We start from the raw sequence: 16,584 nt of genomic DNA on the forward strand, positions 1-16,584 counted from the left end.
AAGTCAAGCGTGCCTTGGCTTTGGCTTTTTTCACGAATAAGAAGAGGGCTTAGTATGAACTAAGTTTTTTATCTGAGGGTCTTACGTTTTTCTTTTTGCATACTGTAAGTGAGGAAACTTTGTTGCAAAGCACTTTCTTTCGGTGTTAAAATTACGTTTATGTGAAAGATTCGGGGGTTACAAATTTATGAATAAAAGAGATTATTATGAGGTGCTTGGCCTTAGTAAGGGCGCTTCAAAAGATGAAATCAAAAAAGCATACCGTCGTTTGGCTAAAAAATATCATCCAGACGTAAGTAAAGAAGAAAACGCAATTGAAAAGTTTAAAGAAGTACAAGAAGCATATGAAGTTTTAAGTGATGATCAAAAACGTGCGCAGTACGATCAGTTTGGTCATGCTGATCCAAATCAAGGTTTTGGCGGCTTCGGCGGTGGAGACTTTGGTGGTGGCTTCGGATTTGAAGATATCTTTAGTTCGTTCTTTGGCGGAGGTGGCGGCAGACGCCGCGATCCAAATGCACCGCGTCAAGGAGCGGACTTACAATACCAAGTTACTTTAGACTTTGAAGAAGCAATTTTTGGTAAAGAATTAAATGTTGAAATTCCAGTGGAAGACCCATGTGACACATGTCACGGCAGTGGGGCAAAACCAGGAACTTCAAAAGAAACATGTAAGCATTGTTCAGGAACAGGTCAAGTGAGCGTAGAACAAAATACACCATTTGGTCGTATTGTAAATCGTCAAGCGTGTAAGCATTGTTCAGGAACAGGTCAAATGATTAAAGAGAAATGTACAACATGTCATGGCTCTGGAAAAGTACGTAAACGTAAAAAAATTAACGTTAAAATTCCAGCAGGTATTGATAATGGTCAACAAATCCGTGTGTCTGGTAAAGGGGAAGCGGGTGTGAATGGCGGCCCAGCTGGGGACTTATATGTTGTTGTTCATGTAAGAAATCATGAGTTCTTCGAGCGTGATGGGGATCATATTGTTTGTGAAATGCCATTAACATTCGCGCAAGTAGCACTTGGTGCTGAAGTGGAAGTTCCAACTGTTCATGGAAAAGTGAAACTAAAAATTCCGGCAGGTACACAAACTGGAACGGAATTCCGCTTAAAAGGAAAAGGTGCTCCAAACGTACGTGGGTATGGTCAAGGTGATCAATACGTAGTTGTTCGTGTTATTGTACCAACGAAACTAACATCACATCAAAAAGATTTATTGCGTGAATTTGCAGGACAAGAAGATCAAGATGATAGCTTATTCGGAAAGCTTAAACGTGCTTTCAAAGGGGAATAATGGAAATAAAAAATGGAGTTGGTAAATTGTGAAATGGTCAGAAATTAGTATTCATACAACGGAGGAAGCAGTAGAAGCAATCTCTCATATTTTACACGAAGCAGGTGCTAGTGGCGTAGCGATTGAAGATCCAGCGGAATTGACAAAAGAGCGTGAGCAACAGTATGGTGAAATTTATGCGCTTAATCCAGCTGAGTATCCAGAAGATGGTGTGTTAATAAAAGCATATTTCCCTCAAACGGATTCTTTACATGAAACCGTTGCGAGTGTAAAATCATCTATTGATGTACTTCCATCTTTCGACATCGAAATTGGTACAGGAAATATTACGATTAATGAAGTCGATGAGGAAGACTGGGCTACTGCTTGGAAAAAATATTATCATCCAGTTCAAATTTCTGATACATTCACAATTGTGCCAACGTGGGAAGAATATACACCTTCTTCTCCCGATGAAAAAATTATTGAGTTAGATCCAGGTATGGCGTTTGGTACAGGAACACATCCAACAACAACGATGTGTATTCGAGCGTTAGAGAAAACAGTTCAACCAGGTAATACAGTAATTGATGTTGGAACAGGTTCTGGTGTATTAAGTATTGCTGCAGCAAAATTAGGTGCAGCATCTGTTCAGGCATATGACTTGGATCCAGTTGCAGTTGAAAGTGCAGAGATGAATGTTCGTTTAAATAAAACGGACGATGTTGTATCTGTAGGACAAAATAGTTTATTAGAAGGTATTGAAGGCCCAGTAGATTTGATTGTAGCGAACTTACTTGCAGAGATTATTCTTCTATTCCCTGAAGATGCAGCGAGAGTTGTAAAACAGGGCGGACTATTTATTACATCTGGTATTATTGCAGCAAAAGAAAAAGTAATTTCTGAAGCGCTAGAAAAAGCTGGATTTACAATTGAAGAAGTATTAAGAATGGAAGATTGGGTAGCAATCATTGCACGAAATGCGTAATATATAATTTATGTTTTAACGAACGGAAGAGTCTCTCGCTATAAAAGTGAGGGACTTGCCGTTTGTTACATTAAAATGATAACGTTTCGTTCTTTTCGTAAGTGAGGACTTACGAAAGGAACGAAACTTTACTAAGGTGATGAGATGCAACGTTATTTTGTAGAAGAGAAGTATGTAAATGATGCAAGTATTCGTATTGTAGGTGATGATGTACATCATATCGCAAGAGTGATGCGCATGTCAGCTGGTGATCACATTTATTGTTGTGTTAACGGTAAAACAGCAATGTGTACGATTGCTGAAATTACCAGTGAATTTGTGGATAGTGCTATTGTAGAATGGATAGAGGTGTCAAGCGAATTGCCAGTGTTTGTGACGATCGCAAGTGGACTGCCAAAAGGAGACAAGCTAGAGTTAATTTTTCAAAAAGGAACTGAGCTTGGGGCAGCCGCATTTTTACCATTTCAAGCATCGCGTTCTATCGTAAAATGGGATGCGAAAAAAGCAGATAAAAAAGTTGAGCGTTTGAAAAAAATTGTGAAAGAAGCAGCGGAACAATCGCATAGAAGTGAAATTCCAGATGTACATGCTCCGGCATCATTTAAACAATTGCTTGCGATGAGCAGTGATTATGATGTTTGTCTTGTGGCGTATGAAGAGGAGGCAAAGCAAGGCGAAAAAGCTAATTTTGCGAAGGCTTTAACAGCACTTGAACGTGGTCAAAAACTGTTGATTGTATTTGGCCCAGAAGGTGGTTTATCTGAGGAAGAAGTTTCTGCGCTTCGTGAACATAAATTTGTACCATGTAGTTTAGGACCGAGGATTTTACGAACAGAAACGGCGCCGCTTTACGCGTTAAGTGCCGCTTCTTATCATTTTGAATTAATGGGGTGATGATCAATGGCAACTGTTGCGTTCCATACGTTAGGTTGTAAAGTAAACCACTACGAAACAGAAGCGATTTGGCAATTGTTTAAACAAGGTGGTTATGATAGAACTGAATATGAAAAGAAAGCTGACGTGTATGTAATCAATACATGCACAGTAACAAATACTGGAGATAAAAAAAGTCGTCAAGTTATTCGACGTGCTGTACGTCAAAATCCAGACGCTGTTATCTGTGTAACGGGATGTTACGCACAAACATCTCCAGCAGAAATTATGGCGATTCCAGGCGTGGATATCGTTGTTGGTACACAAGATCGTGAGAAAATGCTAGGGTATATTGAAGAGTTCCGTAAAGAACGTCAACCAATCAATGCCGTCCGTAACATTATGAAAACACGTGTGTATGAAGAATTAGATGTACCGTACTTCACGGACCGTACACGTGCATCTTTAAAAATACAAGAAGGTTGCAATAACTTCTGTACGTTCTGTATCATTCCTTGGGCACGTGGTTTAATGCGTTCTCGTGATGGAAAAGAAGTTATTCACCAAGCGCAACAATTAGTTGATGCAGGTTATAAAGAAATCGTTTTAACTGGTATTCATACAGGTGGATACGGAGAAGACATGAAAAACTACAATTTAGCTGGATTGCTTCGTGATATGGAAGCAGAAGTAAATGGTTTGAAACGCCTTCGTATTTCATCTATTGAAGCAAGTCAAATTTCGGATGAAGTGATTGAAGTATTAGATAAATCTGAAGTAGTTGTGCGTCATTTGCATATCCCGCTACAATCGGGATCTAACACTGTATTAAAACGTATGCGTCGTAAATATACAATGGAATTTTTCCAAGAGCGTTTAGATCGTTTAAAAGAGGCGTTACCAGGTCTTGCAATTACATCAGACGTAATTGTTGGTTTCCCTGGAGAAACGGAAGAAGAGTTTATGGAAACATACAATTTCATTAAAGAAAATCGTTTCTCTGAACTACACGTTTTCCCTTATTCAAAACGGACAGGAACACCTGCGGCGCGTATGGAAGATCAAATTCCTGAAGATGTAAAAAATGATCGTGTTCACCGTTTAATTGAATTATCAAATCAGTTAGCGAAAGAATATGCTTCTCAATTTGAAGGGGAAGTTCTTGAAATTATTCCAGAAGAGCCTTTCAAAGATGGCGATCGCGAAGGATTGTATGTAGGTTATACAGATAACTACTTAAAAGTTGTTTTTGAAGGATCTGAAGAATTAATCGGTAAACTAGTAAAAGTGAAGATTACAAAAGCTGGGTACCCATATAACGAAGCGCAATTTGTTCGTGTTCTTGAAGATGATATCAAAAAAGAATCAGCAAGTGCGTAATGAAAAAGCATGCAAACGAAAAGGTTTGCATGCTTTTTTTCTGTGTGGATAAGTTAAGATATGAACTTGTAATATTTCGTGCTATAATGCTAACCGTTGCAGTTGTCAGACAACCGGCTAGTGAAGAAAGGGGCATATGAAAAATGAACTATGCAAAATTAATCGACCACACACTATTGAAACCAGATACAAAAAAAGCAGCAATTGTTACATTATGTGAAGAAGCAAAAGCACATAACTTTGCTTCTGTATGTGTAAACCCTACTTGGGTTGAAACAGCAGCTGAATTACTAAAAGGTACAGATGTAAAGGTTTGTACAGTAATTGGCTTCCCTCTTGGGGCAAACACACCAGAAACAAAAGCATTTGAAACGCAAGATGCAATTGCAAAAGGTGCAACAGAAGTTGATATGGTAATTAACATTGGTGCTTTAAAAGATAAAAATGATGAATTAGTAGAGCGTGATGTTCGTGCAGTTGTAGAAGCTGCAAAAGGAAAAGCGCTTGTAAAAATTATTATTGAAACATGTTTATTAACAGAAGAAGAAAAAGTTCGTGCTTGTGAATTGTCTGTAAAAGCAGGTGTAGACTTTGTAAAAACATCAACTGGCTTCTCGACAGGTGGAGCAACAGTAGAAGATGTAGCATTAATGAGAAAAACAGTCGGACCAGAAATCGGCGTAAAAGCTTCTGGTGGTGTTCGTAATGGACAAGACATGGACGCAATGGTAGAAGCGGGAGCGACGCGCATCGGTACAAGTGCAGGCGTAGCCCTAGTAAGCGGAAAAACGGCAACAACTGATTATTAATTTAAAAGCGGAGCCGACTGTTTAGTCCCGTCGGCTAAGGTTCTTTCACGCAGAAGGCGTTCTTTGCCTTCTCGCGTGGAAGGTTCTTAGACGTGAGGGACTAGGAGGCGGAGCTGGATAGAATAAAAACGGAAGCGACTCGTTTAGAACATGAGGACGCCTGCACTCTTGACGTAGAGGTGTTTTTTACCTCGGAGGAAAGAGTGAAACAGCCGATTGTTCTAGTCGCTGGAGTTAGATAGGTTTAAAAGCGGAGCTGGATAGATTAAAGGTGGAAACCGCTCGTGCAGAATCGCAGGGCATTGGAGCGCCGGACAGAGAGGAGTTTTTCCTCGACCGAAGGGGCGAAATGCCTGTTATTCTTTTATAAATTTACTCGTTTAAAAAGTAAAAAAATATCAGTCGCAATACGTAATTTAAATAGATTTTGGAAAAAGGAAGAGCATCTACTCTTCTTTTATTCTGTCAAATAGTTGACCTGAAGTGACAAAATGTATTATAATCGTAAAAGACATGCTGAAGAAGTGTTTCTTTTTGCATGCTGAAGTTAGTATGTAAGTGTGATGTTTCGGAGGGAGGGAAAGAGAATGTCAAAAACAGTCGTTCGTAAAAACGAGTCTTTGGAGGATGCACTTCGCCGTTTTAAAAGATCGGTTTCTAAAACTGGTACACTTGCTGAAGCAAGAAAGCGCGAGTTTTATGAAAAACCAAGTGTAAAACGTAAGAAGAAATCTGAAGCGGCAAGAAAGCGTAAATTCTAAGAGAGGGTGTAAGTTATGAGTCTTCTCGGTCGTTTAAACGATGATATGAAACAAGCGATGAAGAATAAACAAAAAGAAAAATTAACCGTTATTCGTATGGTTAAGGCTGCTTTGCAAAATGAAGGAATTAAACTGCAACAAACTCTTACTGAAGAAGAGGAATTAACAGTTTTAACTCGTGAAGTAAAACAGCGTAAGGACTCCCTCCTTGAATTTAAAAAAGCGGGTCGTGATGACCTTGTTGATAAACTGAAAAGTGAAATTCAGATTTTAGACACGTATTTGCCAGAGCAATTAACAGAAGAAGAGCTTGCGAACGTAATTAAGCAAGTTATTGCTGATGTTGGTGCTGCTTCTAAAGCAGATATGGGTAAAGTGATGAGTGCTGTTATGCCAAAAGTAAAAGGTAAAGCAGACGGATCACAAGTGAATAAGCTGGTTGCACAGCTATTAGCATAAAAAAGCGTCTCATGAGAAATGAGACGTTTTTTTATGCTTTTTTCTGTTTGGACGTGATATTACAAGCCCTTTTTTCATACATATGGGATGAGAGGAGGTCTTGGAGATGAAGAAATTAGTACAAATGAAGAATTGGCTTACGAAGCAAATAGACATACCAGTGGATGTACTAATGGATCTACCTCGTATTACTCTTGTCGGGCAAGTACATATTTATATAGAAAATCATCGAGGGTTATTAGTATTTACAGATAAAGAAGTGCGGTTGTTATTAAAGCATGGTCAATTATTAATAAAAGGGCAATCATTTGTTATTAAAACTATTCTTCCAGAAGAGCTTTTGCTTGAAGGGATTATTGAACAAGTGACGTTTTTAGAAAATGAGAAGAAAGATAAATCATAATGAAACTTCTGTTCATGAAGTTTTCTTCTTATTTCGTTTCGTACGAGCTATTTGAATGATAAAAGGTGAGGAAAGCACGATTAGAATAGTGACGTAACACCTGTGCTTTTTGAGAAAGGTAGTGGGGCGAACGATGAAAAATCAATGGTTTACACGGTGGCTTGGGTATGTGAAAGTTCGAATTGAAGGTAGAGGAGTAGAACGCTTCATTAATGAGTGTGTGCGCAGAAATTTGCTCGTATGGGATGTAAAGAAGATTGCAGAAGATACATTAGTATTTTGCATGTTGCTTCGTGATGTGAAGCAACTAAGGCCGATTTATCGAAAAAATGAATGTAAGCTATACTTTATTGGGCGTTTCGGTTTTCCGTTTTGGAATAAGCGTTTGCTCAAGAATAGTGGTTTTCTAATCGGGTTTCTTATCTTTTTTTTCGGTATGATTGCTTTATCAAATATGGTTTGGAAAATCGAAATTACAGGGGCAAAACCGGAGACGGAATATATTCTTATGAAAGAATTGGACAAAATGGGCATTAAAAAAGGAAGACTGCAATTTCAAATGCCGAGTGTAGAGGATGTTCAACGTCATTTAACAAATAATATTAATGCAATTACATGGGCTGGCCTAGAGGTGAAGGGGACAACATATCATTTTAAAATCGTTGAAAAAAATGAGCCAGAGAAAGAGGAAGAGCAAAAACCACAAAATTTAGTCGCCAAAAAAGAGGCGATAATTACAAAAACATTTGTGGAAACTGGAAAACCAGTTGTAATGAAAAATGATTATGTGCAAAAGGGACAACTTCTTGTGTCAGGGATGTTTGGAAAGGAGGATAATCCAACGATTGTTTCTGCTAAAGGAATTGTATATGGAGAAACGTGGTATGAATCTCAAGTGACAGTTCCTTTGAAAACAACATTTCAAGTGTATACAGGAAATTCATATAATGAGCATTATCTTCGTCTTGGAAGTGCTAAAATAAAAATATGGGGATTTCAGCATGATAAGTATAAGCGGTCTCGTACTGAAAATGTCAAACATGATGTGAAACTGTTCGGTTTTACATTGCCTATTTCTTATGAAAAGGAAATTGTGCGTGAAGAGGAAGAAGCGAATCGTGAATATACAGACAAACAAGCAATACAAGTAGCGAAAGAAATGGCTGAAAAAGAACTGAAGAAAAAATTGGATGAACATGCTATGATTGTAAGTGATAAGATTTTGCATAAAGAGGTTGAGGCGAATCATCTAAGAGTAACATTACATTATACAGTGATTGAAAATATTGCAGAGCCACAACCGATATCTGAATCCGATATTCAAGGAGACTGAGTAATGGCAGAACAATTAGTAGAAATGAATCAACAAGTGGAAAATCATAATGAAGCAATTGCTCTATTTGGAGTGAATGATGCACATTTAAAAGTAATTGAACGAGAACTTGCTGTATCTATCGTAACACGAGGTGAATCTGTCCGTGTATCTGGAACAGATGAAGCGGTGGCGCTTGTTGAAAAAATCTTACAGCAATTACTTGCTGTTATTCGTAAAGGTGTATCAATCTCAGAACGAGATGTTGCATATGCAATTCAGCTGGGTCGTCAAGGGAAAATAACTCATTTTGAAGAGTTGTACGAAGAGGAAATTTTTAAAACAGCAAAAGGTAAATCCATCCGTGTGAAGACGATGGGACAAAGGCAATATATTCATGCGCTGAAGAAGAATGATATTGTATTCGGAATAGGGCCTGCTGGTACAGGAAAGACGTATTTAGCTGTGGTAATGGCTGTGCGAGCCTTAAAACAAGGGTATGTAAAAAAGATTATTTTAACAAGACCAGCTGTAGAAGCAGGGGAAAGCTTAGGTTTTTTACCAGGTGATTTAAAAGAAAAGGTAGATCCTTATCTACGTCCTTTATACGATGCTCTTCATGATATTCTTGGGCAAGAATATACGCAGCGTATGATGGAAAGAGGAACGATTGAAATTGCACCTCTTGCATATATGAGGGGACGTACACTGGATGATTCTTTCGTTATTTTAGATGAAGCTCAAAATACAACTGGTGCTCAAATTAAAATGTTTTTAACTCGCCTAGGTTTTAGTTCAAAAATGGTTGTTACTGGCGATCCATCACAGGTTGACTTGCCGAAAGGTGTAAAGTCAGGGCTTTCAATTGCTGCACATGTTTTATCAGGTGTATCAGGGCTTTCATTTGTTAAATTAGACCAATCTGACGTTGTAAGACATCCACTTGTGCAGCGGATTATCGAGGCATATGATAAAATGGAATGATCCTATTTGTAAGGGTCATTTCTTTTTGTACGATAAAGGTAGATGAAAGGGTTGGCGAATAGCCTGTTTTTTACTATCATTAAAAGATGGACAAGTAGATTTATTTACGCGTGAATGTGCAGCTCAATTTAGAAGCCTGCTCATAAAAGCCCGATTGGTGAGGGTTAATAATTAGTAGGGATGAAGAAAACTCCCACTGATTAAAGTTTCACTTTATGTCTGGAGAGGAGAAGGTATTGAAATCATGTCAAGATCTCAAGAAATTTCTAGGTGGTTTCGTAACATACAACATTCGAAAAAATTAAGCTGGATTTCTTATGTTTTATTAGGAGCGATACTGTTTTTTGCACTTATGAACAATGTGAAACCAGAGCAACTAGATGTTAAAATGCTATCTATTTCTAAACAAACAATCCACTCTCCTATCAAAATCGAAGATAAAGTAACGACGGATAGAAAGAAGAGAGAAGCAGCTCAACAGGTTGAAGACCAATATACATATCGAAGTGAATATAAGCAAAATAAAGTGGATATTGTAAACTCTGTCTTTGATGCGATAAAAGAAGTGGAAGCTGAGACGAAGGCTGCCGGTCCTGATGAACAGAAAAAGATTTCTGCTGCGGAACGATTAGAAAAGCTAAAAAAGAAATTACCTACTGATTTAACAAAAAGCTTATCTGATTCTGTGTTGTTGCAGTTTGTAAATGCTGAACCGGATCAATTGACGTTGGCGAGAGATGCTGCGGTAACAGCGATTAATAATATTATGAGTACGCACATTAAAATGAATGAAGAAAATGATGCAAGAGAGCGATTTGTTAATGAAATACGCAATGTTAATGTAAATAGCGATTTAAAAGAAGCGCTTAACGCCCTTGGGGAATATGCAATTGAAGCAAATTATTTCTATGATTCAACTGCTACAAAAGATCGAAAAAAATTAGCAGAAGACGCAGTTGCGCCAGTTTATATTCTTCAAGGGCAAATTCTTGTGAAGGAAGGCGACACGATTACAAGAGAAGTATATGATCAGTTGAAATTAGTTGGACTTCTTGAACACGGAAATACATTCCAACCATTTGTGGGATTAGCAATCATTATTGGTGTGCTCTTATTCTTCATGCATAAACAATTTGAATCGTTTTTAAAATTGAAAAGAGAAGAAAAACCATATATTTTAGCATATACAACAATTGTAGCGATTACAGTTGTTTTGATGAAAATCATTAGTTTGTTTCAAAAGTTGGAATACGCAGGCATTGCGTATGTTGTTCCAGTTGCGATGGGAACAATACTAGTGAAATTAATGATTGGTGATCGATTTGTTTTTCTAACAAGTATGATTTTCTCTGTATGTGGGAGTGTCATGTTTAATGAAGGTGTAACGAGTACGCTTAATTATAGTGTAGGTATTTATGTTTTACTAAGTTCTTTATCTGTTAGCATCTTTTTGAGAGAGAAAAACCGACGTACAATGATTTTGCAGGCAGGTATACTTGTTTCTGTTTTAAATGTAGTTGTATTAGCTGCACTGTTACTGTTACGAAATGGTAATTTTTCACCACTTGAAATCGGTTCACAATTATTAATGGCAGCAGCTTCTGGTATTATCTCGTCCATTTTAGCTATGGGAATTTTACCATATTTAGAAAGTGGTCTTGGAATTGTATCAAGTATGAAGCTTATGGAGCTTTCAAGCCCGAACCATCCGCTCCTTCGTAAAATTTTACTAGAAGCACCGGGGACATATCATCATAGCGTTATGGTTGCTAACCTTTCTGAGGCAGCTTGTGAGGCTGTTGGAGCAAATGGAGTTTTAGCGCGTGTTGGTGCGTATTATCACGATATTGGGAAAACGCTGCAGCCTCATTTCTTTATAGAAAACCAAATGGGAATTGAAAATCCTCATGATAAATTAGATCCTGAAATGAGTAGAGATATTATTATTGCTCATGTGACAAATGGAGTAAAGATGTTAGAAGAACACCATATTCCGCAAGAAATTATTGATATTGCAGGACAGCATCATGGAACGACATTACTTAAATATTTTTACTATAAAGCAATTAAAGAAGATAAAAAGAAATATACAGAAGAAATGTTCCGTTATCCAGGATCAAAAGCGACGTCAAAAGAGTCTGCAATTGTTGGGATTGCGGATAGCGTTGAAGCGGCAGTGCGTTCTATGAACCATCCAACACCAGAGCAAATTAATAATTTAGTACAAAGTATTATAAAAGACCGTTTGCAGGATGGGCAATTTAGTGAATGTAATTTGACATTTAAAGAATTACAAATTGTTGGGAAAACTTTATGTGAAACGTTAAATGGTATTTTCCATTCCCGTATTAAATATCCGGAACCGCCGGAAGAAAAGGTGACAGAATGAGTTTATTAATAGATTTTTTTGATGAAACAGAAGAAGTGAAAGAAGAATATGTGAATATGATTCGTGATCTGCTAGAGCAAGCTGCACGAATGGAGAACATAGAAGATGGAACAGAGCTTTCTGTTACATTTGTTGATAATGAACGTATTCAAGAAATTAATCGTGATTATCGCGATAAAGATCAACCGACAGACGTTATTTCTTTTGCAATGGAGGATATGGGAGAAGGAGAGATGGAGATCGTTGGTGTGGAAATGCCACGTATGCTAGGGGATCTTATTATTTCCATTCCAAGAGCGAAAGAACAGGCTGAAGAATATGGACATTCCTTTGATCGTGAGCTAGGGTTTTTAGCGTTACATGGATTCCTGCATTTACTTGGTTATGATCATATGACAGATGAAGATGAAAAAGAAATGTTTGGAAAACAAAAGGAAATTTTAGAGGCGTTTGGATTAGGTAGATGAAAAAAGGAAAACTTATAAATAGTTTTGGATATGCTATAGCTGGTATATACTTTTGTCTTCGTCACGAACGAAATATGAAAATTCATTTTTGGGCCGCAGTTATTGTTATATGCTGCGGCTTTTATTTCCGTATAACGATAACGGAATGGCTCATATTACTCATTACAATTGGAATTGTAATGAGTTTGGAAATGGTCAATACGGCAGTTGAAAAAACAGTTGATTTAGTCACAAAGGATTTTAAACCATTTGCGAAAATTGCAAAGGATGTTGCTGCCGGTGCAGTACTATTATTTACTGTTATAGCTGTTATAATTGGTGCTATTATCTTTTTACCTTATATGGTATAGTTGCATTCCAAAGCTTTTGTTATGCTTTGGTAGCGTTAAGAACGCCGTTAATGAAAGTTTCATTTTATCTTTTCACAATTGTGAATGGAAAGGATGCGAGAGCATGAACAGCAAAGAGTTAATTCAAGAAGCAATCGAAGCGCGTAAACAGGCGTATGTACCATATTCTAAGTTCCAAGTAGGTGCAGCATTATTAACGGAAGATGGAAAAGTATACCGTGGATGTAATGTTGAAAATGCATCATATGGATTATGTAATTGTGCAGAAAGAACAGCTTTATTCAAAGCAATTTCTGAAGGAGATAAAGCATTTGTAGCCATTGCGGTAGTGGCGGATACGAATCGTCCAGTACCTCCTTGTGGAGCGTGCCGTCAAGTTATGGTAGAATTATGTAAACAGGATACGAAAGTATACTTATCAAATTTACATGGTGACATTCAGGAGACGACAGTCGGAGAATTGTTACCAGGAGCATTTTTAGCGGAGGATTTACATGAATAGAAAAGGTTATAAATCAGGTTTTGTCTCTATAATTGGAAGACCGAATGTTGGAAAGTCTACATTTTTAAATCGTATTATCGGTCAAAAAATTGCAATTATGAGTGACAAACCACAAACAACTCGTAATAAAATTCAAGGTGTATACACAGAAAATGATTCACAAGTCATCTTTATTGATACGCCAGGAATACATAAGCCGAAGCATAAACTAGGCGACTTTATGGTGAAAATGGCACAAACGACATTGAAAGAAGTTGACATTGTGCTATTTATGGTCAATGCAGCTGAAGGTTTTGGTCGTGGTGAAGAGTTTATTATTGAAAAACTACAAGAAACAAAGCAACCGGTATTTTTAGTGATTAATAAAATTGATCAAGTTCATCCAGAAAAATTGTTGGAATTAATTGATCAATATCGTAAGCTGCATGAGTTTGCAGAGATTGTTCCGATTTCTGCATTAGAAGGTAATAATGTTGAAGCGTTAATTGGAGCGATTAAAAAGTATTTACCAGAAGGACCGCAATACTATCCAGATAACCAAGTAACAGATCATCCGGAGAGATTTATTATTGCAGAACTGATTCGTGAAAAGGTGCTTCATTTAACACGTGAGGAAGTGCCACATTCGGTGGCGGTTGTGATCGATGCGATTCAAAAGCGTGAAGGCGGAGCGGTCTATGTGAATGCAACAATTATTGTAGAACGCCCATCACAAAAAGGAATTATTATCGGGAAACAAGGGAAGATGCTGAAAGAAGTTGGGAAGCGAGCTCGTTTTGATATTGAAGCACTTCTTGGTTCAAAAGTATTCTTAGAAGTGTGGGTAAAAGTGCAAAAAGATTGGCGTAATAAAATGTCACAGCTTCGCGATCTTGGTTTCCGTGAAGATGAGTATTAATAGAAATTAGGAAAATTTTTCTCACATGAAAATGGACAAAATGGGTCATTTTAATAACAACAAAAGAAATTGGTTTATATGCTACGCTTACTGAGAAAGGTGGATTCTTATGCTAGATTTTACCTGGAAGTTTTTCTCCAAGACAGGAAGCATTGAGACGTATTTGCTTTTGAAGGAAATGGAAAAAGACGTAAACGATGAGATGGATCAACATGAAGAGGAGCTAGCGCATCTAGATTCTCCAATTTCTTGACCCGTTTTGTTCAAACCTTGGATGGTGACGAACATGTTTCAAAAAGTTGAGGGAATTGTCATCCGGACAACAGATTACGGAGAAACGAATAAAATTGTTACGATATTCTCCCGTGAGCTTGGAAAAGTAAGTGCAATGGCAAGAGGGGCGAAAAAACCGAAAAGTAGGTTAGCATCTATTTCGCAACTAATGACACATGGTCACTTTCTGATTCAAATGGGGTCTGGACTTGGAACTTTGCAACAAGGTGAAATAATTTCATCTATGAAAGAAATTCGTGAAGATATATTTTTAACTGCTTATGCATCATTTATCGTTGAATTGACTGATAAAGCAACTGAGGATAAGAAACATAATCCGTATTTATTTGAAATGTTATATCAAACGTTGCACTACATGTGCGAGGGTGTTGATCCTGAAGTGTTGTCTTTAATTTATCAAACGAAAATGCTTCCAGTACTCGGGATGCATCCATACTTCGATACATGTGCCATTTGTCACCAAGAAGCAGATTTTGTCGCCTTCTCTGTCCGAGAAGGCGGTTTTCTGTGCTCGCGTCATGCAGAGCAAGATCCATACCGTATTCCGGTGGGAGAGGCCGTTCATAAATTGCTACGTCTCTTTTATCATTTTGATTTAGCTCGTCTTGGCAATGTATCTGTCAAGGATGGAACGAAGCGGCAAATGCGTACAGTGTTAAATACATATTATGATGAATATTGTGGAATCTATTTGAAATCAAGGCGTTTTCTTGAACAACTTGATAAATTTCAAATATAACGAGGACCATATACAGGTCCTTTTTACATACTTTCTTTTTCGAAAAGCATATTTAGTATATAATATTTAAGAGATAGTATAACTTTTTTCGTTGTGCATTGAAGGTGGTGATTATCATAGAACTGAATAAACGGCAAGAACATATCATTCAGATTGTAAAAGATCACGGTCCTATTACAGGGGAATCAATTGCGGCACAATTAAATTTAACACGTGCTACGTTAAGACCTGACTTAGCGATTTTAACGATGGCAGGTTATTTAGAAGCACGTCCACGTGTCGGTTATTTTTATACAGGAAAAACTGGGGGACAGTTATTATCAGAAGCTGTTAAGAAAGTTAAGGTACAAGATTATCAATCTAGACCGGTCGTAATTGATAAAAATATTTCCGTATACGATGCGATTTGTACCATGTTTTTAGAAGATGTTGGTACTTTATTTGTTGTAGAGCAAGCGACGCTTCTAGTTGGGGTAGTTTCTCGTAAAGATTTATTACGTGCAAGCTTAGGAAAGCAGGATTTAACATCGCTTCCGGTTAATATTATCATGACAAGGATGCCAAACATTGCAATGTGTCGTAGGGAGGATTCTCTATACGATGTTGCGATGGAATTAATAGAAAGACAGATTGATGCTGTACCAGTTGTAAAAGACACGAAACAAGGATTAGAAGTTGTTGGTCGAATTACAAAAACAAATATTACGCGTGCGTTTGTGAATTTAGTAAACAATGAATAAGTGTAATTTGTTTAAAGTGAGGTAATGTAATGGATAATAAAATCGTATATGTCGTATCTGACTCTGTTGGAGAAACGGCTGATTTAGTTGTTCGAGCTGCAATGGGACAGTTTCCATTCGCTCCTGATATTAGACGTGTACCCTATGTGGAAGATGCAGGAACACTAAAAGAAGTAATTTCAATTGCAAAGAGTAATCAAGCGCTTATTTGTTTTACGTTAGTGAAACCAGAAATGCGTCAATATATGCTAACAGAAGCGGCAAAAGAGGGAGTAGAGGCCTATGATATTATCGGTCCTCTTATCGATCAAATTGAGGAGATTACAGGACAAGTTCCAAGGTATGAACCTGGTGTTGTCCGTAGATTAGACGAAGAATATTTTAAAAAGATTGAAGCAATTGAGTTTGCTGTTAAATATGATGACGGTAGAGATGCACGCGGAATTTTAAAAGCGGATATCGTTTTGATTGGAGTATCACGTACTTCAAAAACACCGCTTTCCCAATATTTAGCTCATAACAAGCGATTGAAGGTTGCGAATGTACCACTTGTACCAGAAGTGGATCCGCCTGAAGAATTATATCAAGTTGCAAAAGAAAAATGTTTCGGTTTAAAAATCACACCGGATAAGTTAAATCACATTCGAAAAGAACGATTAAAATCACTTGGGTTAAGTGATGGAGCAACATATGCGAACATCAATCGTATTAAAGAAGAAATTGATCATTTTGAGAAAGTAGTAAGTAAAATAAACTGTCAAGTTATTGATGTATCGAATAAGGCGATTGAGGAAACAGCAAATATTATTGTGAATGCAGTGCAAAACCAAAAAATGTTTTAGCACATTTACCAAAGGTGAATGTGCTTTTTTCGCTCGAGATAAAGTGAAACTTTAATCAGTAGTTTTTTCATCTCCACTAATTATTCGCTTTTGCCAATTGGGCTTGTACGGGCAG

The 16,584-nt window shown here is 37.4% G+C and carries 19 protein-coding genes; all 19 read left to right on the forward strand.

The annotated features are described in order from the left end of the window. Positions 1–187 precede the first annotated feature (187 nt). The 19 genes from dnaJ to Y7E_RS0108140 all read left to right on the forward strand — a co-directional run bounded on the left by dnaJ (position 188) and on the right by Y7E_RS0108140 (position 16,469). A complete protein-coding gene (gene dnaJ / locus Y7E_RS0108050; protein ID WP_017150768.1) occupies positions 188–1,300 on the forward strand; it encodes a chaperone protein DnaJ in 1,113 nt (370 codons plus the stop codon). Positions 1,301–1,328: 28 nt separating this feature from the next. Then, positions 1,329–2,267 (forward strand): 50S ribosomal protein L11 methyltransferase, encoded by a 939-nt coding sequence (gene prmA / locus Y7E_RS0108055; protein WP_017150769.1) that lies wholly within the window; start codon positions 1,329–1,331, stop codon positions 2,265–2,267. Between the two features lie 144 nt (positions 2,268–2,411). Further along, the gene (locus tag Y7E_RS0108060) at positions 2,412–3,161 is read left to right on the forward strand and encodes a 16S rRNA (uracil(1498)-N(3))-methyltransferase (RefSeq protein WP_017150770.1); all 750 of its coding nucleotides are present in this window, start codon (positions 2,412–2,414) and stop codon (positions 3,159–3,161) included. Between the two features lie 6 nt (positions 3,162–3,167). Beyond that, entirely contained in the window at positions 3,168–4,520 is a 1,353-nt protein-coding gene (gene mtaB, locus Y7E_RS0108065; RefSeq protein WP_017150771.1) for a tRNA (N(6)-L-threonylcarbamoyladenosine(37)-C(2))-methylthiotransferase MtaB, read from the forward strand. A gap of 143 nt (positions 4,521–4,663) precedes the next feature. Further along, positions 4,664–5,329, forward strand: a complete 666-nt coding sequence (gene deoC / locus Y7E_RS0108070) for a deoxyribose-phosphate aldolase (RefSeq protein ID WP_017150772.1) — start codon at positions 4,664–4,666, stop codon at positions 5,327–5,329. A gap of 587 nt (positions 5,330–5,916) precedes the next feature. After that, positions 5,917–6,090 (forward strand): 30S ribosomal protein S21, encoded by a 174-nt coding sequence (rpsU, locus tag Y7E_RS0108075; RefSeq protein WP_000048061.1) that lies wholly within the window; start codon positions 5,917–5,919, stop codon positions 6,088–6,090. Between the two features lie 15 nt (positions 6,091–6,105). Next, a complete protein-coding gene (locus tag Y7E_RS0108080) occupies positions 6,106–6,549 on the forward strand; it encodes a GatB/YqeY domain-containing protein (protein ID WP_017150773.1) in 444 nt (147 codons plus the stop codon). Positions 6,550–6,655: 106 nt separating this feature from the next. Beyond that, on the forward strand, positions 6,656–6,952 hold the full coding sequence (yqfC, locus tag Y7E_RS0108085; RefSeq protein ID WP_017150774.1) for a sporulation protein YqfC: 297 nt from the start codon (positions 6,656–6,658) through the stop codon (positions 6,950–6,952). Positions 6,953–7,085: 133 nt separating this feature from the next. Next, positions 7,086–8,285, forward strand: coding sequence for a sporulation protein YqfD (gene yqfD / locus Y7E_RS0108090; protein ID WP_017150775.1), 1,200 nt, complete (start codon positions 7,086–7,088; stop codon positions 8,283–8,285). Positions 8,286–8,288: 3 nt separating this feature from the next. Further along, positions 8,289–9,248: a PhoH family protein gene (locus Y7E_RS0108095; protein ID WP_017150776.1), complete on the forward strand. Its 960-nt coding sequence runs from the start codon at positions 8,289–8,291 to the stop codon at positions 9,246–9,248. Positions 9,249–9,492: 244 nt separating this feature from the next. Continuing rightward, a complete protein-coding gene (locus Y7E_RS0108100) occupies positions 9,493–11,637 on the forward strand; it encodes an HD family phosphohydrolase (RefSeq protein WP_017150777.1) in 2,145 nt (714 codons plus the stop codon). Further along, on the forward strand, positions 11,634–12,104 hold the full coding sequence (gene ybeY, locus Y7E_RS0108105) for an rRNA maturation RNase YbeY (RefSeq protein ID WP_017150778.1): 471 nt from the start codon (positions 11,634–11,636) through the stop codon (positions 12,102–12,104). The genes Y7E_RS0108100 and ybeY overlap by 4 nt, the downstream gene beginning before the upstream one ends. Next, on the forward strand, positions 12,101–12,454 hold the full coding sequence (locus tag Y7E_RS0108110) for a diacylglycerol kinase family protein (RefSeq protein ID WP_017150779.1): 354 nt from the start codon (positions 12,101–12,103) through the stop codon (positions 12,452–12,454). Before ybeY ends, Y7E_RS0108110 begins: the two co-directional genes overlap by 4 nt. A 103-nt stretch (positions 12,455–12,557) precedes the next feature. After that, complete coding sequence (locus Y7E_RS0108115; RefSeq protein WP_017150780.1) at positions 12,558–12,956, forward strand: cytidine deaminase; 399 nt, start codon at positions 12,558–12,560, stop codon at positions 12,954–12,956. Beyond that, positions 12,949–13,854, forward strand: a complete 906-nt coding sequence (era, locus tag Y7E_RS0108120; protein ID WP_017150781.1) for a GTPase Era — start codon at positions 12,949–12,951, stop codon at positions 13,852–13,854. Before Y7E_RS0108115 ends, era begins: the two co-directional genes overlap by 8 nt. A gap of 109 nt (positions 13,855–13,963) precedes the next feature. After that, entirely contained in the window at positions 13,964–14,107 is a 144-nt protein-coding gene (locus Y7E_RS30900) for a YqzL family protein (RefSeq protein ID WP_000883924.1), read from the forward strand. A gap of 33 nt (positions 14,108–14,140) precedes the next feature. Continuing rightward, positions 14,141–14,887 carry a DNA repair protein RecO gene (gene recO, locus Y7E_RS0108130; RefSeq protein ID WP_017150782.1) on the forward strand — a complete coding sequence of 249 codons (747 nt, stop codon included), beginning with the start codon at positions 14,141–14,143 and terminating at the stop codon, positions 14,885–14,887. Positions 14,888–14,994: 107 nt separating this feature from the next. Then, positions 14,995–15,627 (forward strand): transcriptional regulator CcpN, encoded by a 633-nt coding sequence (ccpN, locus tag Y7E_RS0108135; RefSeq protein WP_026049141.1) that lies wholly within the window; start codon positions 14,995–14,997, stop codon positions 15,625–15,627. 29 nt (positions 15,628–15,656) lie between these two features. Next, on the forward strand, positions 15,657–16,469 hold the full coding sequence (locus Y7E_RS0108140; RefSeq protein WP_000368932.1) for a pyruvate, water dikinase regulatory protein: 813 nt from the start codon (positions 15,657–15,659) through the stop codon (positions 16,467–16,469). The last annotated feature ends 115 nt before the right edge of the window (positions 16,470–16,584 follow it).

This window comes from Bacillus bingmayongensis, assembly GCF_000299035.1.
Classification (GTDB): Bacteria; Bacillota; Bacilli; order Bacillales; family Bacillaceae_G; genus Bacillus_A; species Bacillus_A bingmayongensis.